Annotated in this window: 13 protein-coding genes; 6 read left to right on the top strand and 7 right to left on the bottom strand. The window is 58.8% G+C overall.

What is annotated here, in order from left to right:
• Positions 1 to 11: 11 nt before the first annotated feature.
• Positions 12 to 716 carry a response regulator gene (locus AC6I79_RS16020; protein WP_104093986.1) on the bottom strand — a complete coding sequence of 235 codons (705 nt, stop codon included), beginning with the start codon at positions 714 to 716 and terminating at the stop codon, positions 12 to 14.
• The gene (locus AC6I79_RS16015; RefSeq protein ID WP_498027381.1) at positions 716 to 3967 is read right to left on the bottom strand and encodes a transporter substrate-binding domain-containing protein; all 3252 of its coding nucleotides are present in this window, start codon (positions 3965 to 3967) and stop codon (positions 716 to 718) included. The genes AC6I79_RS16020 and AC6I79_RS16015 overlap by 1 nt, the downstream gene beginning before the upstream one ends.
• 370 nt (positions 3968 to 4337) lie before the next feature.
• On the opposite strand from AC6I79_RS16015, the gene AC6I79_RS16010 reads away from it, so the two are divergent.
• A complete protein-coding gene (locus tag AC6I79_RS16010) occupies positions 4338 to 5300 on the top strand; it encodes a diguanylate cyclase domain-containing protein (protein WP_498027380.1) in 963 nt (320 codons plus the stop codon).
• Positions 5301 to 5327: 27 nt separating this feature from the next.
• On the opposite strand, the gene AC6I79_RS16005 is transcribed toward AC6I79_RS16010, so the two are convergent.
• Positions 5328 to 7196: an amidohydrolase gene (locus tag AC6I79_RS16005; protein ID WP_498027379.1), complete on the bottom strand. Its 1869-nt coding sequence runs from the start codon at positions 7194 to 7196 to the stop codon at positions 5328 to 5330.
• Positions 7197 to 7358: 162 nt separating this feature from the next.
• Here AC6I79_RS16005 and AC6I79_RS16000 point away from each other — a divergent pair, with 162 nt between their 5' ends.
• Positions 7359 to 8267: a LysR family transcriptional regulator gene (locus AC6I79_RS16000; RefSeq protein WP_021507614.1), complete on the top strand. Its 909-nt coding sequence runs from the start codon at positions 7359 to 7361 to the stop codon at positions 8265 to 8267.
• Here the strand turns inward: AC6I79_RS16000 and AC6I79_RS15995 are convergent, their stop codons facing one another.
• Positions 8268 to 9857, bottom strand: coding sequence for an MFS transporter (locus AC6I79_RS15995; RefSeq protein ID WP_088516066.1), 1590 nt, complete (start codon positions 9855 to 9857; stop codon positions 8268 to 8270).
• A 215-nt stretch (positions 9858 to 10072) separates the two neighbouring features.
• Here AC6I79_RS15995 and AC6I79_RS15990 point away from each other — a divergent pair, with 215 nt between their 5' ends.
• Positions 10073 to 10894, top strand: a complete 822-nt coding sequence (locus AC6I79_RS15990; RefSeq protein ID WP_010616452.1) for an alpha/beta fold hydrolase — start codon at positions 10073 to 10075, stop codon at positions 10892 to 10894.
• 179 nt (positions 10895 to 11073) lie between these two features.
• On the opposite strand, the gene treF is transcribed toward AC6I79_RS15990, so the two are convergent.
• Complete coding sequence (gene treF / locus AC6I79_RS15985) at positions 11074 to 12732, bottom strand: alpha,alpha-trehalase TreF (protein ID WP_058759659.1); 1659 nt, start codon at positions 12730 to 12732, stop codon at positions 11074 to 11076.
• A 348-nt stretch (positions 12733 to 13080) separates the two neighbouring features.
• Positions 13081 to 13935 (bottom strand): SDR family oxidoreductase, encoded by an 855-nt coding sequence (locus tag AC6I79_RS15980; protein WP_104093988.1) that lies wholly within the window; start codon positions 13933 to 13935, stop codon positions 13081 to 13083.
• A 101-nt stretch (positions 13936 to 14036) separates the two neighbouring features.
• On the opposite strand from AC6I79_RS15980, the gene AC6I79_RS15975 reads away from it, so the two are divergent.
• On the top strand, positions 14037 to 14408 hold the full coding sequence (locus AC6I79_RS15975; RefSeq protein ID WP_021507610.1) for a winged helix-turn-helix transcriptional regulator: 372 nt from the start codon (positions 14037 to 14039) through the stop codon (positions 14406 to 14408).
• A 22-nt stretch (positions 14409 to 14430) separates the two neighbouring features.
• Here AC6I79_RS15975 and yghX read toward each other — a convergent pair whose 3' ends face one another.
• On the bottom strand, positions 14431 to 15321 hold the full coding sequence (yghX, locus tag AC6I79_RS15970; RefSeq protein WP_498027378.1) for a YghX family hydrolase: 891 nt from the start codon (positions 15319 to 15321) through the stop codon (positions 14431 to 14433).
• 568 nt (positions 15322 to 15889) lie between these two features.
• Here yghX and AC6I79_RS15965 point away from each other — a divergent pair.
• Both AC6I79_RS15965 and cydB read left to right on the top strand, forming a co-directional pair.
• Entirely contained in the window at positions 15890 to 17314 is a 1425-nt protein-coding gene (locus AC6I79_RS15965; RefSeq protein ID WP_021507608.1) for a cytochrome ubiquinol oxidase subunit I, read from the top strand.
• Complete coding sequence (gene cydB / locus AC6I79_RS15960; protein WP_021507607.1) at positions 17315 to 18319, top strand: cytochrome d ubiquinol oxidase subunit II; 1005 nt, start codon at positions 17315 to 17317, stop codon at positions 18317 to 18319.
• Position 18320 lies beyond the last annotated feature (1 nt).

Genomic DNA, 18320 nt, shown 5'->3' with positions numbered 1-18320 from the left:
GCTGCGGCTTATCACTGCGCCGTCACCAGCTGGTTGAAGTATTGCTTGTACTTGAACAGTTCCAGGTCCGAACGCAGCCCCAGTTTGCGCAGCGCGGTTTGCTTCTGACCGCTGATGGTTTTGCGGCTGCGCGCGTATTTACCGGCGATCTGCGTAATGCTCAACCCATCCAGATAGCAGCGAATCACCTCGATCTCGCGCGGACTCAGCTCGCGCAGCATCAGGGTAATGTCGTCGCCCGCCTGGCGCGGCGTCAGGTAGTCGTGCATTTCACGGTCGCTCTCCTGGAATTTATCCAGCTCCAGCATCATGTCCGGCGTCAGGAAACGCTTGCCGCGACAGATCTGATGAATGGCGTCGATTAGCACCTCCTGATCGTGGCTTTTGCCGACAAATCCCTGCACGCCGGCTTTCAGCAATAGCTGAACAATTGCCGGCTTCTCCACCGCGGACGACACCAGAATCTTCAGCTGCGGGTAGTGCAGGCGCAGCTGTTTTACCATTTGCAGCCCATCGAGCTGGTCTTCACCCAGCATGTAATCCAGCACCAGGATATCGATCGGCTGGCGCTGCAGGAAGGTCATCAGCTGCTGGCGCTGGGCAAAGGCCCCGGCCAGATCGAGCTGCGGCTCCTGCGCTAAACGGTACTGCATGGCTTTACCGATCAGCGGATGATCGTCCAGCACGGCAATCTGCCAGATTGCGCTCTCTTTCATTAAATCACCTCTTCAGGAATGGGCGTTTCCAGGGCACGCAGGAACAGCGCATCCAGCTCGGCCACCGCCCCGGCGACCTCCGGCAGCAGCTGCTGTAATAGCGCACTATCTTGATGCTCCGCTGCCTGTTCGGCGGCGCGGCAGCGATGTTGTAAAGCCTCGGCGCGCAGCATTCGGGCACTGCCGAGTAGCTGATGCGCGGCGTGACGCGCCGAAGCAAAGTTGTGGGCGGCGACCGCCTGCGTCAGCTGGGCGAGATCGTAGCTGTTCTGCTGGCGCGCGGTGGTGACCAGATCGCGCCACGCCTGCGGATTATTCGCCGCCAGATTTTCCAGCGTCAGCAGGGTATCGTCGCGCGTCGGGTTCATCGGCGCGCCGGTGATCACCTGCAGCAGCTGCGCGCGCTCCAGCGGTTTAAACAAACAACCGTTCATGCCGGCGTCCTGCGCCAGCTGCGCCACGCGCTCCTCCGCCATGGCTGTCAGGCCGTAAACCGGCACCGCGCGTCGCACCAGACGTTTCTCTTCGGCGCGCAGCTGGCGGGTGAATTCGAAGCCGTCCATCTCCGGCATGTTGCAGTCGGTAATCACGCGATCGGGCTGATTCTCGCGCCACAGCGCCAGCGCGGCTGCACCGCTGTCGGCCACCAGCACATGATGCCCGGCGTAGCGCAGCTGCTGGGCCAGCAGCAGACGGTTAGTGGCATTGTCATCGACAATCAGAATGCGCAGTGCAGCCTGCTTAGCGGGCTCCACCGGCTGTGGCAGGGCGGGCTGCTCATGTTCAATGCTCGCCGCTTCCGCGCGGAAGCGCAGCATAAACACGCTGCCGTCACCCGGTTCGCTCTCGACGTGCAGCTCGGTGCCGAGCATTACCGCCAGCCGGCGGCAGATATTCAGGCCCAGACCGGTGCCGCTGGCGCGATTGCTGCCCTGACCGACCTGGATAAACGGTTCGAAGATCGCCTGCTGCTGCTCTTCTGACAGGCCAACTCCGCTGTCGCTCACCTCCAGCACATACTCCGGCAGCGCGCTATCCGCCTGATACAGCGCCACTTCCACTGCGCCCTGCGAGGTAAACTTGATGGCGTTGCTCACCAGATTGGAGAGGATTTGCTTCAGTGCTACCGGGTCAAACAGCACCTGATCCTGCGTCAGCTCCAGCACAATATTCAGCTCAAGGCCTTTATTCAGCGCCACCTGGCGGAACAGCGCTTCGCAGTCATGCACCACTTCGCTGAGCGACATTGGCTGCAGCTGAATACTGAAATGACCGGACTCGATTTTTGCCAGGTCGAGAATATCGCCCACCAGCGACAGCAGCGATCGCGACGACTCCCAGGCAACATCAATGTTCTTCTGCCGCTGCTGTTCATTACTCTGGCCGAGATGCTCGATTTCCAGCAGGCCAATCAGCGCCGCCAGCGGCGTGCGGATTTCATGACTCATGTGCGACAGGAAGGTGCTTTTCGCTTCGCTGGCGCGCACCGCGACTTCGTTGGCTTTGCGCAGGTCGGCCATCAGCGCTTCGATATGCGCCAGCTGCTCGCTGATTTCACGCTCGTGCTCGCGCTGTTTCGCCAGCGAGGCTTTCAGCAGATGGTTGCGCCACAGGAAAAACAGCAGACCCAGCCCGGCCACAGCGACGATGCGCAGTATGTAGCTGCGATAGCTTTGCCACGAAGTGCTGGTGGCGGGGGGCGTGTATTTGATCCAGCGCTCCATCAGCGACTGCATGGTCGGCTGCGGAATATCGGACAGCGCTTTGTTAAGGATCGACAGCAGCACCTGATCCTGCCCATTGACCGCCATCGCCATACGGAACATCGGCAGCGGCGCGACAAACGCCACTTTAAAGCTGTCACTGAAATGGTTATTGAGCAGGAACAGCGACGACTCGTACGGCACGATAAAGCCATCCAGCTGCTTATCCAGCAACTGACCGAGTGAATCGATCGACACGCCATTTTCGACAAAGTTGATGCCCGGCCAGCGTTCGCGTAAATCGTAGCGATAATAGGCGCGCTCATAGATGCCGATGCGCTTGCCCGCCATCTCATCAAAGCTTTTCCAGGTACTGTCTTTGCGCGTGACGACCACCCACGACGAGTAAATGTACGAACGGCTGTAGCGGATTTTGTCGTCCTGCTGCGCAGTGGCATCGCTGACGGCGATAATCGCATCGCGCTGGCGGTTGAGCGTATCGCGCATGTTGCTCAACCCCTGAATCGGGTTATAGCGGAAGCGAATGCCGGTGCGCTGGGAAATCATTTTCAGCAGGTCCACGCTCAGGCCGACTACGCGCTGCCGGTTATCAACGAAGGTAAACGGCGTGTGCGAGGGATCGTAGTTGACGGTGATTTCCCGGTGCTCTGCCAGCCACGCCGCCTCTTGTTCGCTCAGATCGAGGGGATAATTTTTCACCACCGACTGATAATCCAGGCTCCAGGCTTCGGCAATCTGTACCGCGTTGCGCAGCGGAATGTTTTTCAGGATTTCATTAATGGCGTTGATCAGCGGCAGATTGGCGTGGTTGCTGGCAAAGCGCGCGTCGACATCGTTGGTGTACGGCGTGCTGTGCGCTTCAATCACGTTCTGCAGGCCGCGATGCGAAAGAAAGCGCTGAGTGGCGCTGTTGCTCCAGAACAGGGTGTTTTCGCTGAACGCGGTGTCGGTGTAGGCCCACAGCGGCGGCGCGGCCGGCGCCAGCGTGGCGCGCGGATAGCGCTTGTGCAGCAGTGCTTTGAGTTCCGCATCACCGTAATAGAGCAGACGATAGCGGCTATTTTTCAGCTCACTGTCGAAGGTCGCGTTACGTTTGCTGATTAACACGCTGCGCGCCAGTGAATACGGCAGGCTTAGCGCCAGATGCGTATCCTGATTGGCGGCCAGCGTGTAGTAAGGAATCAGATCGACTTCACCGTCGTTGAGCGCATCCACCAGCTCCAGCCGGGTTTTATACACCTTGATTTTCACCGGCAGATTTAACGCCTTCGCCACAATGGCCAGATAATCGGCCGAGAGTCCTTCGTAGGTATTGGCTTCAAACGACACGGAATAGGGCGGCAGCGGATTGTTCCACACGCCGACGCGCAGTACAGAGTGCTGTTTCAGCCACTGCTGGCTCTGCGGCGACAGCGTGACTTCCGGTGCTACCAGACCATAGCGCGGCGAGAAATTTAACGTGGTTGCACCCCAGGCAGACAGGCAAAAGCCCAGTAACAGAAGGAGGCTGAGGATGCGTTTACTCACGGATGATTTCACTCGCTGGACCGGTTGCGCGCGCCGCCACCATGACTGCGCTTCTTCTCTGACGGCACGTTTCGCGTCAGGCATCCTTCAACAGCGACTTAATACAAGTGGACTTAAATCGCGCTTAAGAAATTTCTTAAAAACAGGAGAGAAAATTCCTGGTGAAAGCCAGGTCCCGCCGGCGCGCCGAAGCGAAGCGCGCTGCTATTTTTAGTAAGTGTAAGTTTTGTTTGCTGAAATTACCGCGTTGCTTCGCCATTCCTGCTGAACCCGGCGCAATTTTCCGACGCTAATCGCCTTTTCATTTGTTTTATTTACAGAATCTATCGTGCAGGCAAAATAGCCCTTATTTTCTCTCCAGCGATCAACTATGTCCGAAGAAGCGCTGCGCCAGCAGATTCAGAACCTGAAAAAGCACAATGCGCGCCTCAAGCGCCTGGCGCACGACGCGCGTAATAAGCTGAACGCGGCGCTGGACGGCACCGGCTTGTGCCTGTGGCAGCTGGATATTCCCAGCGGCAAGCTGGTGATTTTTAACCGGCGCTGGGGCGCGATGCTCGGCTTTCAGGCGAAAGAGACCAAAGCGCGCTTTGATGCCTGGCGCGAGTGCCTGCATCCGGAAGATGCCGATGAGGTGCTGCGCGCCTTTTACGATCATATTGAAGGACGCGCGCCCTATTACGAGGCGCTGCACCGTATGATCGGCAAGAACGGCAAAATCACCTGGGTGCTGGATCGCGGCCGCGTCAGCGAGTGGGATGAGCAGGGGAATCCGCTCAAAGTGACCGGCACCCACATCGACATGACCAAAGAGAAGAATTACGAAGCCCAGCTCTCCCTGCTGGCGCATCACGACCCGTTAACCGCGTTGCCCAACCGCCACGCGCTGCAGGCGCATTTCCGTCAGCTGCAACGCGCCGGGCCGCTGTGCGTGGCGTTTATCGACCTCGACAACTTCAAGCACGTTAATGACACGCTCGGCCATCGCAGCGGTGACGAGGTGCTGATTCAGCTCAGCCAGCGCATCCGCGATTTGCTGCCGTCAGAGGCCATCGTCGGGCGGCTTGGCGGCGATGAGTTCGTGCTGCTGCTGCCGTTTTTGATTGACTACCCGAAGGTGCGCATTCTGGCGCAGGCGGTGCTGGATGCGGCGCTGACGCCGTTTGATGTCGACAATGGTCATGCGCAGATTGGCGCCTCAATCGGTATCGCCCCGGTACACCGGCGCGACAGCTTCGATGACGCGCTGACCCGGGCGGATGGCGCGATGTACCAGATTAAGAGAAACGGTAAGCAGGGCTTTGGCCTGGCAGGCAATATATCGGCGGGGTGAGGGCCAGTGCCCGCACCCCTTGATCACTTAAAACGCAAAACAGGAACAGCCCAGCGCACCCCAGAACGCGTTATTGTCTGACACCGGCACCGATGACTGGCGCGCGACATCATGGGCGTGGCTGTGCACGCCACAGGGGCCGCTGCACTGGTGTACCTGCGGCATCCGCGCGGCGCGGCCGCTGGTCTGCGGCGGGGCGCTGCGGTAGTGGCCAGGCACGGTAACCACCGGCGACCACTCCGGCAACACCGGCACCGGCGGCGGTGCCAGCGGCGTGAAGCTGCCAGCGGCATACACCACATTGCCATCCACCAGCGTCAGCACCGATTCAATGCCTTTGATCTCCTCTTCCGGTACGCTGAAGAAGTCTTTCGACAGCAGCACCAGATCCGCCAGCTGGCCGACTTTGATCTCACCTTTGGCGCTCTGCTCGCTGGAGAACCAGGCACTGCCTTTGGTCCACAGCATCAGCGCGGTTTCACGGTCGATGCGGGCGTTGTCATCGTACAGCTGCATCCCGCCGACGGTACGGCCTGAAACCAGCCAGTACAGTGCGGTCCACGGGTTATAGCTGGCAACGCGGGTGGCATCGGTACCGAGGCCGACCGGCACGCCGGCCTCCAGCATGCGCGCCACTGGCGGCGTCTGCTTCGCGGCCTCTTTACCGTAGCGATCGACAAAGTATTCTCCCTGGAAAGCCATGCGATGCTGCACCGCCAGGCCGCCGCCGAGCGCTTTTACCCGCTCAATATTGGCTTCAGTGATGGTTTCCGCATGGTCAAAGAACCAGTGCAGGCCATTGAACGGAATGTCGCGATTCACCTTCTCAAACACATCCAGCATGCGGCTGATCGATTCGTTATAGGTGGCGTGCAGGCGGAATGGCCAGCGATGCTCCACCAGGTGGCGCACCACGCGCTCCAGCTCATCTTCCATGCCGGGTGCCAGATCCGGGCGCGGTTCGAGGAAATCTTCGAAGTCCGCCGCCGAGAACACCAGCATTTCACCGGCACCGTTGTGGCGCAGGAAATTGGTGCCCTGGCCCGGCTTCAGCATATCGGTCCACTTCTCAAAGTCTTCCAGCTCGTGGCCGGGACGCTGGGTGAACAGGTTATAGGCGATGCGTACCGTCAGCTGCTTTTTCGCGTGCAGTTCGGCGATCACGTCGTAATCGTCCGGGTAATTCTGGAAGCCGCCGCCGGCGTCAATGGCGCTGGTCAGACCGAGGCGGTTCAGTTCACGCATAAACTGACGCGTCGAGTTAACCTGCTGTTCCAGCGGCAGTTTGGGCCCTTTCGCCAGCGTGGCGTACAGCAGCATGGCATTAGGACGGGCGATCAGCATGCCGGTCGGATTGCCATTGCTGTCGCGCTGGATTTCGCCGCCCGGCGGGTTGGGGGTCTCTTTGGTATAGCCCACCACTTTCAGCGCGGCGCGATTGAGCAGCGCGCGGTCATACAGATGCAGAATGAAGACCGGCGTATCGGGCGCGGCGGCGTTGATTTCGTCCAGCGTCGGCATGCGGCGCTCAGCAAACTGGAACTCGCTCCAGCCCCCGACCACGCGCACCCACTGCGGTGACGGCGTACGCAGTGCCTGTTCGCGCAGCATACGCAGCGCATCGGCCAGCGACGGCACGCCTTCCCAGCGCAGCTCAAGGTTGTAGTTGAGGCCACCGCGAATCAGATGCTGGTGGGAGTCGTTCAGGCCGGGAATGCCGGTGTGCCCTTTGGCGTCGATGATTTGCGTGTCGCTGCCGGCAAAGCGCATGACGTCCGCTTCGCTACCTACGGCGAGGAACTTGCCGTCTTTGATGGCTACGGCGGTGGCCAGCGGGTTTGCGCGGTCGACGGTGTGAAACTTACCGTTGGTAAAAATCAGGGATGCGGTCGTCATTCTGTTCTCTCCGTTAAATTAAGCGTAGCGGCCCTCAGCCACCGTGTTAATGCGCGGTTAAAAATGCTTGCGCCGATGAGGAAAAAAATACGAAATGACAGCAGTTATTGATAACGGATTGTTTTTACGTTGTCGTTCAACTTTTTTTACGGAGGGTAGGGAATGCGTTTAAATCTGGAGGCGCTGCTGATTCTGGATGCGCTCGATCGTCATGGCACCTTTGCCGCTGCGGCCGCGCGACTGTTCAAAACCGCGTCGGCGTTAAGCTATACCGTGCAGAAGATGGAGAGCGATTTAAAAATCACGCTGCTCGATCGCTCCGGCCATCGCGCCACATTCACGCCGACCGGCCGTCTGATGCTGGAAAAAGGGCGGACGCTGCTGCGTGCGGTGAACGAGCTGGAGCAGCAGGCGCGCTACGTGGAGAGCGGCTGGGAGAGTCTGCTGACCATCAGCGTGGATGCTTCGCTGCCGTTCAGCATCCTCACACCGCTGATTGACGAATTTTATCAGCAGCACCCGCACACCCAGCTGCAGTTCCGTCAGGACGTACTGGCTGGCTGCTGGGAAGCGCTGCACTATGGCGAAGCGGACATTGTCTTTGGCGCGGTTCAGGAACCCGCCACGCGCAAAGAGATTGTCTGCCAGCCGCTGGGCTGGCTGGAGTATGTGTTCGCTGTCGCTCCTGACCATCCGCTGGCGGCGGAGCCCGAACCGCTGCTGCGTGAACAGATTCGCCAGTATCGCGCGGTCACGGTGCATGATTCATCCCGCCACGGTGCCGGGATGGATTTACGCGTGCTGGATGAGCAGAAGACGCTGAGCGTGCATGATTTCCCGGCCAAACTGCAGGCGCATCTCGCCGGGCTCGGCTGTGGTTATCTGCCGCTTTACCTGGCGCGCCCGCACCTGGCGAGCGGTGCGCTGGTGGCGCGCCAGCTGGACAGCGAGTGCCGGCGCGATATCGCCTATCTGGCGTGGAATGAGAGCGCCTGCGGCAACGCGGCTATCTGGTGGCGCGAGCGCCTGCCGACGCTACCCGGTCTGAGTGACATCTACGCGCCAGCCTGATCACAGCGCAATATGATGGCTGACCTGCGGGGGTTCATCACCCTGATGGTACTGCAGTACCGCCTGCTGTAACTCAGCATCGGCGCGCGAGACGCGCTGGTGCTGACGTAAATGCTCCTGCCATGACTCCACCATAAACCACTCCAGCAGCGCTCCGGCATCGTCGGTCTGCTCCATTAATCCCCACGCATAGGCACCGTCACGGCGTCGCGCCTGCGCCAGTTTGTGCATGGCGTGCTGGAAAGCGGCGCGATCGGCCTGGGGAACACGGTAGCGAATCTGGATCAGTACGGCGCCACGGCGGATATCCACCGCATCGCTCACCACCGGTTCAGCCCAGTGCTGCGCCGGCTGCAGATCCGCTTCGCCCGCCGGCAGTGCCAGCCGTTTTGCCAGCAGCGCCGTGATGAGCAGCGCCGCACCGGCCAGCATCAGCGTTGGCGCCAGACCCATGTGCTGGGCGATCAGACCCCAGGCCAGACTGCCACCCGCCAGCGTGCCGTTGAACACCATCAGATAGACCGCCAGCCCGCGACCGCGCACCCAGTCGGGCAGCACCGCCTGCGCCACGCCGTTGAGGGTCGTCAGTGCGATGATCCAGCCGGTGCCCAGTACCAGCATCAGCAGCAGCGCCAGCCACTGCGGCGGACTGAGCGCCAGCGCTACCATGACCAGCGCGCTGAGCACGGCGGAGAGCAGCATCAGTCCATCATGGCTCAGCCGGGCACGCAGGCGCGGCAGCAGCAGCGCGCCGGCAATAGCACCGGCACCGACGGCCCCGAGCAGCAAGCCGTAAAAGCCCGCGCTGCCGTGCAGCATGGTGCGCGCCACCAGCGGCAGCAGCGCCCAGATGGCACTGGCGAAGGCAAAATACAGCGCGGCGCGCAACAGCACGCGGTGCAGTTCGCGGCTGGCTTTCACATAGCGCAGTCCGGCGCGGAAAGCGCCAAAGAAGTGCTCATTCAGCGCGGTAGCGGCCTTCGCCGGACGTTTCCACCACAGCAGCGCGGCGATGACGAAAAAATAACTGGCGACATCGGCACCGTAAGCGGCCATAGCACCTAAACTTGCCAGCAGCAGGCCACCGGTAGCCGGTCCAATCGCCCGGGCGATATTGATGCCCAGCGAGTTGAGCGCCACGGCATTTTTCAGCTCATGGCGGGGTACCAGCTCCGGCACGATGGCCTGCCATGCCGGACCGAACAGCGCCGCGCCGACGCCGCCGACAAAGGTCAGGCCGATCAGCCATTCAACGGTGAGCCAGTGGTTGTGCGACAGCAGCAGTAGCGTGCCGCTGACGCTGGCCATCAGCAGCTGCACCACAATTAGCAGGCGGCGGCGGTCAACAATATCTGACAGCACGCCGGCCGGCAGCGCCAGCAGGAACACTGGCAGGGTGGCGGCGGTTTGCATCAGCGCGACGGCGGTTGGGTTATCCGACAGTCCGGTAATCAGCCAGGCGCTGGCGACGTCACGGATAAAGCTACCGGTATTGCCGAGCACCGAAGCGGTCCAGATCACGGCGAAAAGCCCGTAGGCGAAAGGGGAAAACGCGCCGCTGCGCGCTGTTTGTGGATTTGGCTGGTTCATCAGGCTGTTCCTGTCAGTGTGCGATGAGAGCACGATACGAAGCTCGCCCGTCAGGAGATAGCGGAAAAAATCGGCCAACTTGTACAAGGATTTTTGACGGCAGGGCTTAGCAAAAATCTTTGCACAAGTTGTCAAAATCTCTGCTTTAGGTTTTTCCAGCATCCCGCGCTAGTTTGATTGCCAGACACAACATCACTGACTAACGGAGAAAAAACATGAGCACATTCAAGACTAAAGACGGCGTAAACCTGTACTTCAAAGACTGGGGCAAGGGGCAGCCGGTGCTGTTCAGCCACGGCTGGCCGCTGGATGCCGATATGTGGGACAGCCAGCTCAACTTTCTTGCCGAGCGCGGCTACCGCGTCATCGCGTTTGACCGCCGCGGCTTTGGTCGCTCCGATCAGCCGTGGGAAGGCTACGATTACGACACTTTTGCCGACGATATTCATGGCCTGATCGAGCACCTGCAGCTGGATGAGGTGACGCTGGTGGGCTTCTCGATGGGCGGCGGGGATGTGTCGCGCTACATCGGTCGTTATGGTACCGCGAAAGTGAAAGGACTGGTGCTGCTGGGCGCCGTCACCCCGATTTTTGGTAAAACCGACGATCACCCGGAAGGGGTGGAATCAGCGGTGTTTGACGGGATCAAAGCGGGTTTGCTGAAGGATCGTGCGCAGTTTATCAAAGAGTTCGCCACGCCGTTTTACGGCACCAATGCGGGCCAGACGGTTTCCGATGGGGTACTGACGCAGACGCTGAACATTGCGCTGCTGGCGTCGCTAAAAGGTACACTGGATTGTGTGACCGCGTTCTCTGAGACGGATTTCCGTGCGGATATTGCCAAAGTGGATGTGCCGACGCTGGTGATCCACGGCAGTAACGACCAGGTGGTGCCGTTTGAAGCCACCGGCAAGCTGGTGCACGAGATGATTGCGGGTTCGCAGCTGAAAGTGTATGAGAATGGCCCGCACGGTTTTGCGGTGACGCATCAGGACCAGCTGAATGCGGATCTGCTGGCGTTTTTGCAGGGGAATTAAGGGGGGAAGTGCGTTTTTCCCCCTCACCCTAACCCTCTCCCGCCTGCGGGAGAGGGAACCGATCGAGTGAACAATTAATTCGTTAATCACATGTGGCAGCGTTTCCCTCTCCCGGTGGGAGAGGGCCAGGGTGAGGGCATCAGGCCGCAGCATCCCGCATCAGACCGCAGTACTCCGCGTCAGTCCGCCAGCAAATGCCCGTACATCGCCAGCAGGCGACGGGTGACGCCGTTGGTCCAGCCGAAGCCGTCCTGTAGCGGATACTCACCGCCGCCGCCCGGGCGGGCGCGATCGCCGCTGATATCGTACTTCTCTACCAGCTTATGGTGCAGCGAATAGAAGTTCTTCACCGTGGTCAGCCAGTTAACCGCAATCTCGGTTGCCAGCGTCTCTTCACCGTAGTTATTCAGTCCGACCACCGCCATCCACTGCAGTGGTGCCCAGCCGTTGGGTTTATCCCACTGCTCGCCGCTCTCCACCATGGAGGTCACCAGGCCGCCCTGCGTTAGCAGCAGCTGGCGCAGCGCCACCGCCTGCAGATGCGCCTGTTCCGGTGAAGCCAGCCCCAGGAACAGCGGTACCACCGCCGCTGCGGTAAAGGCACCAAAGCGTTCACGTCGCCAGTCGTAGTCGCGGTACACGCCAGCGGTGTTGTCCCACAGATAGCGATGAATCGCCTGCTTGCGCGCATCCGCCTTCTTCTGCCACGCCAGGCCGGTGAGTTCTTCGCCCTTCGCGTGCGCCAGCGTTGAGATCATCAGCTCCAGCTTGTAGAGAAACGCATTCAGATCCACCGGAATAAACTGGGTGGTGCGAATGCTGGCCAGACGCTGTGGATCGCGCAACCAGCGCGAAGAGTAATCCCAGCCGGAAGCGGCACCGGCGCGCAGATCGCGATAAACCTCGCTGGCCGGACGACGCGATTTGCTGGCGGTTTCCACATCTTCCATCCACGATTCATCGCGCGGCGTGTCGCGATCGTCCCAGTAGCGGTTGAGCAGCGAACCATCCGGCATACGCACCACGTGACGATAGGCCTGATGCGGCATCAGCTCGCCGGCTCCGTCCATCCAGAACTGATACTCTTTCATCAGCTGGTCAAGGTAGCGCTTCGCGCCGCGAATGCCGTCCTCTTCAAACAACTCGACCATCAGCGCGAACACCGGCGGCTGCGAGCGGCTGAGGTAATAGGTACGGTTGCCATTTGGCACATGACCGTAGTTATCAATCAGCCAGGCGAAGTTATCCGCCATATGACGCAGCAGATCGTCGCGGCCCGCTTCGGCCAGTCCCAGCATGCTGAAGTAGGAGTCCCAGTAATACGTTTCACCAAAACGTCCGCCGGGCACCACGTAAGGCTTCGGCAGCGGCAGCAGCGACGAATGCGGTAAATGCTGCTGCGGCATTTTGGTTAACACTGGCCACAGATCGTCAATATGTTCCGTCAGGGTTTTATCCGGATTGGAAACATAAAAACTCTCATTGACCTGCGGTAAATAAAAATGCTCGTGGACAAATTTTTCCAGGTCGAACTCCGCCGAGCGTTTGCGGCGGCGATAGCGGATTAGAATATCCAGAGGATCGAATTTAGGCGCGCAGTCCGGAAACGTTTTACTGTCGGCAAAAATACGTGACGTCTGCACGTGCTCAAACAGCTCCAGATAGCGATCGGCAGGCGTCAGCGCATCAGGCGCAGGCAGGCCTTCGATCAGCTCGGGTTCCGGCTCCGAATCCTGCATACCTTCGCGGATAAACTCGTGAGGATCGTATTGATACCCCAGATCAGCATGGGCTTCGTGTTCTCCGAAAGCTTGACGTTGCTGGTGGTTAGTATTAATAGCGGCCTCCTGAAATTGCCTGGTTGCTCAAAGGACAAATTATAGATCTCTGACCCGATGAGACAACAATGCGAAATATCTATGAACGTAATAAATCTTGTCGATTGATCGGCTATTTAAGGCTTTTTTCAGCGAATACAACGCCCTATATTTCAGGAATTGAAAGCAGTGTTTCAGATGAAGCTTTAAATAAATGAGCAGAATTATCTGTAAATAAGAAAATCGTCAGTGATGACGGCAAAAAAGCGGGAAGAGGTTGATCATTTGATGGCAAACGAGACGGGGAAAAGAGGGCTTTTCGTCGCCCTCACCCCGGATTTCACCGCGGGTGAGGGCGCCATCAGCGCCTTACTTTGCCAGCATGGCCTTAATTACCGCGGCGAACGGTGTGGTCGGGCGGCCAATGAGTTTGCTGAGCGTGTGGCTGTCGTCGAACAGGGCACCCTGAGCGGCACCGGCGTCTGAATCCGCCAGCAGTTCGGCCAGCGGCGCGGGTAAACCGGCTCCGATCAGCGCCGCGCTGAATTCCGCAGGCGGCAGGTTAACGTACTCCACCTGTTCGCCGGACTGGCGGGCGATCTCCGCACTGAATTCTGCCAGCGTATAGCTGTCATCGCCGGCCAGTTCGTACACTTTGCCGGCCTGATCGTCACGGCTGATCACCTCTGCCGCCGCGGCAGCATAATCCTCGCGCGCCGCCGACGCGATGCGCCCGTTGCCCGCCGCGCCGATAAAGGCATGATGCGCTAACGCCGGTGCGATGCTGGCCGCATAGTTTTCGCTGTACCAGCCGTTACGCAGCAGGGCATAAGGGATGCCTGAAGCCTGCAGCAGCGCTTCGGTGGCGCGGTGTTCGACGCCCAGACCCAGCGGCGAGGTATCGGCATGCAGCAGACTGGTATACGCGATAAATGACACGCCTGCCGCTTTGGCGGCATCAATCACCGCCCGGTGCTGGGCTTCGCGCTGGCCCACTTCGCTGGAGGAGATCAGCAGCACTTTCTGCACGCCGGCAAAGGCGCCTTGCAGCGTCTGTGGCTGGTTGTAATCTGCGGTACGCAGCGCGACGCCGAGCGCCTGCAGGTCCTGCGCCTTTTCCGGTGAACGTACTACCGCGATGATCTCGCTGGCCGGTACTTTCTTCAGCAAGGCATTAATCACTAAACGGCCCAGTTGGCCAGTGGCTCCGGTAATCGCAATCATGGTGTTTTTCCTCAGGTTGAACTGGTATGGAAACAGCCTACGAGATAAACTAACTTTTAGTAAGTACTTACAGATTTGTTAGTTTGAGCGGAGTGATGTAAATGGCTGAAAACCTGAGTGATAAATTTTCCCGTGGTGAATTGCTCAATGTGAACTGCCCGTCACGTGAAGTGTTAAAACGGATTACCAGCCGCTGGAGTGTGCTGGTGTTACTGGCGCTGCGTGCTGAGACGCTGCGCTTCAGCGAACTGCGCCGCCGGATTGGTGGCATCAGTGAACGCATGCTGGCGCAGACGCTGCGCTACATGGAAGAGGATGGCTTCATTGAGCGTATCGCTTATGAAGTGGTGCCGCCGCACGTGGAGTACCGGCTGACGGCGCTGGGCCATGAGGTGGAAGGGCAGGTCATCGGCCTCGCCGACTGGCTGGAAAGCAATGTCCACCGCATCATTAAAGCGCCGCAGACAGCGTGAGTGCCGTCGCGGCGCGCCAGGCTCAGGCGTGCAAATATTTCCCAAACCAGCCGAGTGTGCGACCCCATGCCAGTTCGGCGGCAGCTTTGTCATAGCGTGGCGTTGAGTCGTTGTGAAAGCCGTGATTCACGCCGGGATAAATATACGCCTCATAGGTTTTGTGGCTGGCTTGCAGAGCGGCTTCATAGGCTGGCCAGCCTTCGTTGATGCCTTTATCCAGCGCGGCATAGTGCAGCAGCAGCGGCGCCTGAATGCGCGCCACATCTTCCGCTTTTGGCTGGCGGCCGTAGAACGGCACGGCGCAGGCCAGCTCAGGAAACGCCACTGCCGCCGCATTTGCTACGCCGCCGCCATAACAGAAGCCGGTGATGCCGACCTTGCCGTTCCCCTCGGGATGCTGCATCAGGAAATCGACCGCCGCGAAGAAATCGTTCATCAGTTTGGCCGGGTCGACTTTGGCCTGCATCGCGCGGCCCTCTTCATCATTGCCCGGATAGCCGCCCAGCGAACTTAAGCCATCCGGCGCCAGCGCGACATAGCCCGCTTTGGCGACCCGTCTCGCCACGTCTTCAATGTAAGGATTCAGGCCGCGATTCTCGTGTACCACCACCACGGCACCCACCTTGCCGCTGGCGTGAGTCGGGCGCACCCGATAAGCGCGTACCTCGCCATGTCCCTGGGGCGACGGGTAGTGAATGTATTCGGCGTTGATATCAGGGTCGGTAAACGACACCTGCTCTGCCAGCGCATAATTGGGGCTCATGGCGCTGAGCAGGGTGGCTCCGGTCATGCCGGCGATGGTGAACTTCGCGGCCAGCGAGAGAAACTCGCGCTTGCTGATGCGACCGTGCGCATAGTAGTCATAAAGCTCAAGCAGTTCCTGGGGAAAATCCTGGGCGGTAAGACGGGTCATAACCTCTCCTTCGCTGATTAACCGGACTGTGCCGCTTTAACAAAGCACAGCCTGACGCCGCTGGCAAATGCCATGCCCCAGCGGGTTAATGCGCGATGGCTCACAGAATGTTACCGAAAGGCAGCAAATTAATTTCTTTTTGGTCTATAAAAATTATCTTTTAATTAACAAACTTTCTTTCTGGCGACTGTGAAGGAAATTTTACAGCGTAACGTAACGGTGCGATCCTCTGCCGTTTTGTTTTGCGCTGTAATTAACAGCTAAATTAGCCAGTTACCAGATTGCCGCCTTTTCCTCTCGCTCTGCTTAATAACAAGATTGTCACAATAAATCACGGGCTTTAACCTTAACTTAGTGATTTTAAACAAATAGTTTCTGGTGAAAACAATGATCGAAATCAAAAAATACTGTTATAGTTTTAGCCATTCCCACTGTTTCTTTTTGTTCTCGCCGCTTGCCTTACAATTGGCGTGAATCTCTTCCGACGTCACGAAATAATAATTTTGTGCGTCAAACTTGTTAATTATAAGTAAAAATTCGGTGTAATCTTGTGGCAAAGAGGTAAGCAATGTTTGGATTAGATGCCTTCCACCTGGCCAGGATTCAGTTCGCCTTTACTGTTTCCTTCCATATTATTTTCCCGGCCATCACCATCGGTCTCGCCAGTTTCCTGGCGGTGCTCGAAGGCATGTGGCTGAAAACCCGTAACGAGACCTATCGCGATCTCTACCACTTCTGGTCCAAAGTCTTTGCCGTTAACTTCGGTATGGGCGTGGTGTCCGGGCTGGTGATGGCGTATCAGTTTGGTACCAACTGGAGTGGCTTCTCGCAGTTTGCCGGCAGTATTACCGGTCCGCTGCTGACGTATGAAGTGCTCACCGCCTTCTTCCTTGAAGCGGGCTTCCTCGGCGTGATGCTGTTTGGCTGGAACCGTGTTGGACCGGGCCTGCACTTCTTTGCCACCTGCATGGTTGCGCTCGGCACTATCATCTCGACCTTCTGGATCCTCGCGTCCAACAGCTGGATGCATACCCCGCAGGGCTACATCATAGAGAATGGCATCGTGGTGCCGCAGGACTGGTTTAAGATTGTCTTCAACCCGTCGTTCCCGTACCGCCTGTTCCATATGTCGGTGGCGGCCTTCCTCGCCAGCGCCTTCTTTGTTGGCGCGTCTGGCGCGTGGCATCTGCTGCGCGGTAACGATAACCCGGCAATCCGCAAAATGTTCTCGATGGCACTGTGGATGGCACTGATCGTGGCGCCGATTCAGGCGATGATCGGCGATGCGCACGGCCTGAATACCCTGGAGCATCAGCCAGCAAAAATTGCGGCGATTGAAGGCCACTGGGAAAACCCGCCGGGGGAAGCGACGCCGCTGATTCTGTTCGGTATTCCGGATATGGATGAAGAGCGCACCAAATATGCGCTGGAAGTGCCGTACCTCGGCAGCCTGATTTTGACCCACAGCCTGGACAAACAGGTCCCGGCGCTGAAAAGCTTCCCGAAAGAGGACCGCCCGAATTCGCTGGTGATTTTCTGGTCGTTCCGAGTCATGGTGGCGATGGGCCTGCTGATGATCACCCTCGGCGTGCTGAGCCTGTGGCTGCGTTACAAAAAGCGGCTGTATAACTCCCGGCCGTTCCTGTGGTTCGCCCTGCTGATGGGCCCGTCCGGCCTGATCGCGATTCTTGCCGGCTGGTTTACCACGGAAATTGGTCGTCAGCCATGGGTGGTGTACGGCGTGCAGCGCACCATTGATGCGGTGTCGGCGCATGGTGATTTGCATATGAGCATCAGCCTGCTGGCCTTCATCCTCGTCTATTCGTCGGTGTTTGGTGTCGGCTACGTTTACATGATGCGCCTGATCAAGAAAGGTCCGCTGACCGGCGAGGGTAAAGATGTGCGCCACGGTGGTCCGGGGCAGGATAAAACACCTGCGCGTCCGCTTTCTGCGGCCCATGAGAGTCTGAACGAACCGCAGGAGGGTAAATAAATGATCGATTTCTCCATTATCTGGTTCGCCATTATCGTGTTCGCCACCCTGATGTATATCGTGATGGATGGCTTCGATCTTGGCATCGGTATCCTGTTCCCGTTCAATAAAGATGCAGTTGAGCGCGACATGATGGTGAATACCGTTGCGCCGGTCTGGGATGGTAACGAAACCTGGCTGGTGCTGGGCGGTGCCGGTCTGTATGGTGCGTTCCCGCTGGCCTATTCGGTGATTGCCGATGCGCTGGCCATTCCGCTCACCGCGATGCTGATTGGCCTGATTTTCCGTGGCGTGGCGTTTGAGTTCCGCTTTAAGGCCACGGAAGAACACCGCGCTTTCTGGGATAAATCATTTATCGCCGGTTCACTGCTGGCGACCTTCAGTCAGGGCGTTGCGGTCGGTGCGATTATCGACGGCTTCCCGGTGAAAGGGCGCGAGTTTGCCGGCTCGGCGCTGGACTGGCTGGCGCCGTTCCCGCTGTTCTGCGGCGTCGGTCTGGTGGTGGCATATGCGCTACTGGGCTGTACCTGGCTGATCATGAAAACCGAGCATGAGCTGCACCGTAAGATGTCCGCGCTGGCGACGCCGCTGGTGATCGCGCTGCTGCTGATTGTCGGCATTATCAGCCTGTGGACGCCGTTCACCCACGATGCGATTGCGCACCGCTGGTTCAGCCGTCCTAACCTGTTCTGGTTCCTGCCGGTGCCGGTGCTGGTGCTGCTGTGTTCGTGGGGCATCGTGCGCGCCATTAAGCGTGAGGCGCACTACTCGCCATTCCTGCTGACGCTGGCGCTGGTGTTTCTCGGCTTCTCCGGCCTTGGTATTAGCGTGTGGCCGCACATTATACCGCCGTCGATCACCATCTGGGACGCCGCGTCACCGCCGCAGAGTCAGGCCTTTATGCTGGTCGGTAGCTTACTGATTATTCCGGTGATTCTGGGTTATACCTTCTGGAGTTACTACGTGTTCCGCGGAAAAATCAAAGCCGACGAAGGATACCACTGAG

Source organism: gamma proteobacterium symbiont of Scutellera amethystina, from assembly GCF_059730845.1.
The sequence above is the reverse complement of the archived record's forward strand: the minus strand, read 5'-3'. Positions and strand labels throughout refer to the sequence as shown.

What these genes read in the sequence shown, in the direction of transcription:
- AC6I79_RS16020 (WP_104093986.1), bottom strand. Translation starts at nt 716, where the DNA reads ATGAAAGAGAGCGCAATCTGGCAGATTGCCGTGCTGGACGATCATCCG.
- AC6I79_RS16010 (WP_498027380.1), top strand. Translation starts at nt 4,338, where the DNA reads ATGTCCGAAGAAGCGCTGCGCCAGCAGATTCAGAACCTGAAAAAGCAC.
- AC6I79_RS16005 (WP_498027379.1), bottom strand. Translation starts at nt 7,196, where the DNA reads ATGACGACCGCATCCCTGATTTTTACCAACGGTAAGTTTCACACCGTC.
- AC6I79_RS16000 (WP_021507614.1), top strand. Translation starts at nt 7,359, where the DNA reads ATGCGTTTAAATCTGGAGGCGCTGCTGATTCTGGATGCGCTCGATCGT.
- AC6I79_RS15995 (WP_088516066.1), bottom strand. Translation starts at nt 9,857, where the DNA reads ATGAACCAGCCAAATCCACAAACAGCGCGCAGCGGCGCGTTTTCCCCT.
- AC6I79_RS15990 (WP_010616452.1), top strand. Translation starts at nt 10,073, where the DNA reads ATGAGCACATTCAAGACTAAAGACGGCGTAAACCTGTACTTCAAAGAC.
- AC6I79_RS15980 (WP_104093988.1), bottom strand. Translation starts at nt 13,935, where the DNA reads ATGATTGCGATTACCGGAGCCACTGGCCAACTGGGCCGTTTAGTGATT.
- AC6I79_RS15975 (WP_021507610.1), top strand. Translation starts at nt 14,037, where the DNA reads ATGGCTGAAAACCTGAGTGATAAATTTTCCCGTGGTGAATTGCTCAAT.
- yghX (WP_498027378.1), bottom strand. Translation starts at nt 15,321, where the DNA reads ATGACCCGTCTTACCGCCCAGGATTTTCCCCAGGAACTGCTTGAGCTT.
- AC6I79_RS15965 (WP_021507608.1), top strand. Translation starts at nt 15,890, where the DNA reads ATGTTTGGATTAGATGCCTTCCACCTGGCCAGGATTCAGTTCGCCTTT.
- cydB (WP_021507607.1), top strand. Translation starts at nt 17,315, where the DNA reads ATGATCGATTTCTCCATTATCTGGTTCGCCATTATCGTGTTCGCCACC.